The sequence below is a fragment of the Microbacterium sp. K24 genome, assembly GCF_004794465.1.
Classification (GTDB): domain Bacteria; phylum Actinomycetota; class Actinomycetes; order Actinomycetales; family Microbacteriaceae; genus Microbacterium.
Window position 1 is genome coordinate 1 of sequence record NZ_SSDJ01000004.1, and the last position, 3,452, is coordinate 3,452.

The 3,452-nt window shown below is 69.0% G+C and carries 3 protein-coding genes; 2 read left to right on the plus strand and 1 reads right to left on the minus strand.

The annotated features are described in order from the left end of the window. Positions 1–129: 129 nt before the first annotated feature. The gene (locus DW306_RS00020) at positions 130–1,137 is read right to left on the minus strand and encodes an aldo/keto reductase (protein ID WP_342670820.1); all 1,008 of its coding nucleotides are present in this window, start codon (positions 1,135–1,137) and stop codon (positions 130–132) included. A gap of 91 nt (positions 1,138–1,228) precedes the next feature. Here DW306_RS00020 and DW306_RS00025 point away from each other — a divergent pair, with 91 nt between their 5' ends. Together DW306_RS00025 and DW306_RS00030 are read left to right on the plus strand one after the other, a co-directional pair. Further along, positions 1,229–2,161 carry a M15 family metallopeptidase gene (locus tag DW306_RS00025; RefSeq protein ID WP_136053618.1) on the plus strand — a complete coding sequence of 311 codons (933 nt, stop codon included), beginning with the start codon at positions 1,229–1,231 and terminating at the stop codon, positions 2,159–2,161. Positions 2,162–2,312: 151 nt separating this feature from the next. Continuing rightward, positions 2,313–3,452, plus strand: a 1,140-nt coding sequence (locus tag DW306_RS00030; RefSeq protein WP_136053616.1) for an acyl-CoA dehydrogenase family protein, incomplete at its 3' end; no start/stop codon positions are given.

Genomic DNA, 3,452 nt, shown 5'->3' on the forward strand with positions numbered 1-3,452 from the left:
GTAGACGCCCAGCGAGTTGATGCCGAAGAGCACGCCCGTCACGAGGAGCACCATGAGGAAGCCGAGGCCGCTGACGCCGATCCACGATGTGAGCGGAGCGAGACGAAGGGTCTCGCACCTCCGGCCGCCTCAGCCGAACACGCCCTCCGGCAGCAGTCCGCGTTCCACCAGCGCGTCCCAGAGCGCTTCGTCGACGTCGGCCTCGAGGCGCGCGATCCCTTCCGCGACCTGGTTGCCGTCGCGGCATCCGAGCACCACGGATGAAACCGCCGGATGCCGCAGGCTGAACTGCATGGCCGCCGTCGGCAGGTCGGTGTCGAACTCCTCGCAGACGCCGGCGATCGCGTTCGCCCGTGCGATCAGCTCGGCGGGCGCCTGCACGTAGTCATAGGTCGCATCCGCCGCGACGCGGGGCCGCGCGAGCAGCCCGGAGTTGTAGACGCCGACGTTCACGATGCCCACGCCGTGCGCGAGCGCGGCGGGAAGCAGATCGGCGAGGGCGGGCTGCTCGAGCAGCGTGTACCGCCCGGCGAGCATGACGACGTCGATGTCGGTCTCGCGGACGAAGCGCGCCGGCAGGGCGGACTGGTTCATGCCGACGCCGATCGCCGCGACCACGCCCTGGTCGCGCAGCTCGATGAGCGCGCCGATGCCCTCGGTGGAGGCCTGGTCCCAGTGATCGTCGGGGTCGTGCAGGTAGACGATGTCGAGGCGGTCGACGCCCAGACGCTCCATGCTCGCCTCGACACCGCGCAGGATCGCGTCGCGCGAGAAGTCGAACTCCCGGCGGAAGGCGGCCGGCACGGCGAACCCGCCGTCGTCGAGCTGCCCTTCGGCGTGCGGCTGCGGCACCAGCGTGCGTCCGGCTTTGGTCGACAGCACGTATTCGTCGCGGGGGCGGTCGGCGAGCAGCTGGCCGAGGCGCTGTTCCGAGTACCCGAGGCCGTAGTGCGGGGCGGTGTCGAAGAGCCGCGACCCGAGGTTCCAGGCGGTGTCGACGGCCGAGCGCGCCTGCTCGTCGGTGGTCACCCGGCCGAGGTTCCCGAGCTGGGCGCCGCCGAGGCCGAAGCGGGTGAGGGGTGTTCCGGTGCGGAGCCGGGCCACCGGCATCCGCTCTGATCGCTCATGGTCGTGCACGCTCCCACGGTATCCAAACATATGACGAATTACCAATACTGCTCGCAACCCGGTCTCGCGGTTTCGCCGCCACGGGGGAGAATGGGGGGTGATGCTTCCCTCGCCGCACGCCCAGCACGCGGCTCCGCGCTCTCCGATCCGCGGTCCCGCCCTGCCGCTCGGTGTCGCCGTCACCGCGATCGGCATGCTGTTCTCGATCGCGTCCGCACCGGTGGTGACGTCGGCCGCGCCCGAGACGATGCCGGAGCCGGTCGCGGTCGTGCAGGTGCCGACGGTCAAGGTCGGAGCGACCGTCGCCGCCGACCCGTGCGCCGAGCCCTCCGTGCTCGCGGCGCTGTCGAGCGGCGACGACGCGGGGGCGATCGCGGGCTTCGGCGGGGGAGAGAACTTCCGCGCCGCCGTGGTCGCCGGAAACGCGCCGTGCATCTCACTGAGTGATCCGGCACGTCTGTGGGTCGTGGTGAACAAGACTCTTCCCCTGAATCCGCCCGAGTACGAGCCGGCGGGGCTGGATGCGGTTCCGCTGCAGATGACGACGCGGTCCGGGCTCGTGCGCTCCGATGTCGCCGCCGCGGTAGGGCAGATGGCGGACGCGGCGGCGGCGGCCGGCGTCGGTCGGATCGGCGCGAACAACGGCTACCGCTCGTACGGTCTGCAGGTGACGACGTACGACGCGCATGTCCGCGCGCAGGGACAGGAAGATGCGGATGCCGGGTCGGCGAGGCCCGGATTCAGCGAGCATCAGACGGGTCTCGCGCTCGACGTGGTCGCGTGTGACGCGGCGTGCGGCGGTCTCGACGGCTTCGGCGGAACCGGGCAGAGCGACTGGGTCGCGGCGAACGCGTGGGCGTACGGGTTCATCGTGCGCTACGAGGAGGTCGGCACTCCGGTGACCGGTTACGCACCGGAGCCGTGGCACCTGCGGTACGTCGGCGTGGATCTCGCCGCCGCGTACCACGCCGGGGGATACCACACGCTCGAGGAGTTCTTCGGGTTGCCCGCGGCGCCCGACTACGCGCCCTGAGCGCGGCGGAGGGAGTGCTTTGCGGCATCCCACAACGACGGTACCCAGTGTCACGTTCTGTGGGATGCATTCTCACAATGGACTGTTTCGTGTCGGCATCCGGACATAGAATCGCCGGAGCAATGAGGCACGACACGTTCAGGAGGATCGCATGGAACGCGACATCTACGAAGAGGATCACGAGGCATTCCGCGACCTCGTCAAGGATTTCGTCAAGCGCTACGTCACCAACGCGACGATCGAGAAGTGGAACGCCGACGGAGAAGTCGACCGGGCCACGATGCTCGCCGCGGGTGAGGCCGGGATCATCGGCCTGTCGGTCCCCGAGGAGTTCGGCGGCGCCGGCATGCTGCAGGACTACCGGTTCCGTGCGGTCGTGAACGAAGAGGTCATCGCGGCCGGGGCGGGTTCGCTCGCCGGTGCGTTCGGCATCCAGGACGACCTGGCCGTGCCGTACCTCGTGCACATGGGCACGCAGGAGCAGAAGGAGAAATGGCTGCCCCGTATGGCCACCGGTGAGGTCGTCGGCGCACTCGCCATGACCGAGCCCGGCGCAGGGTCAGACCTCCGCGGCATCAAGACCACCGCGAAGAAAGTCGACGGCGGATACATCGTCAACGGCGCCAAGACGTTCATCTCCTCGGGTGCGACGGCCGACCTCGTCGTCACGTTCGTGAAGACCGGCGAGGGCAACCGTCCCGACGCGTTCAGCCTCGTGCTGATCGAGAACGGCATGGAGGGCTTCGACCACGGCAAGAAGCTGCACAAGATGGGCTTCCAGGGTCACGACACGGCCGAGCTGTCGTTCAGCGACGTGTTCGTGCCCGAAGAGAACCTCATCGGCGGGGTCGAGGGCAAGGGCTTCGTGCAGCTCATGATGAACCTGCCGCTCGAGCGTCTGTCGATCGGCGTCGCCGGTGCGGCTGCCGCTCAGGCCGCGCTCGACTGGACCGTCGCCTACACGAAGGACCGCGAAGCGTTCGGCGAGCGGATCATCGACTTCCAGAACACCCGCTTCACCATCGCCGACATGGCCACCACCGTCGACGCGCTCTGGGCCTACATCGACCGCGCGCTGCTCGCGTACTCGAAGGGCAAGCTCTCGGCCGAAGAGGCCGCGAAGGTCAAGTTCTGGGCGACCGAGCGCGAGTGGGAGGTGCTCGACGCCGGCGTGCAGCTGCACGGAGGCTACGGGTACATCACCGAGTACCCGATCGCCCGCGCATTCCTCGACGCGAGGGTGCACCGCATCTACGGCGGCACCAACGAGATCATGCGCGAGATCGTCGGA

Coding starts and splice junctions, on each gene's coding strand:
- DW306_RS00025 (WP_136053618.1), top strand. CDS start 1,229: ATGCTTCCCTCGCCGCACGCCCAGCACGCGGCTCCGCGCTCTCCGATC.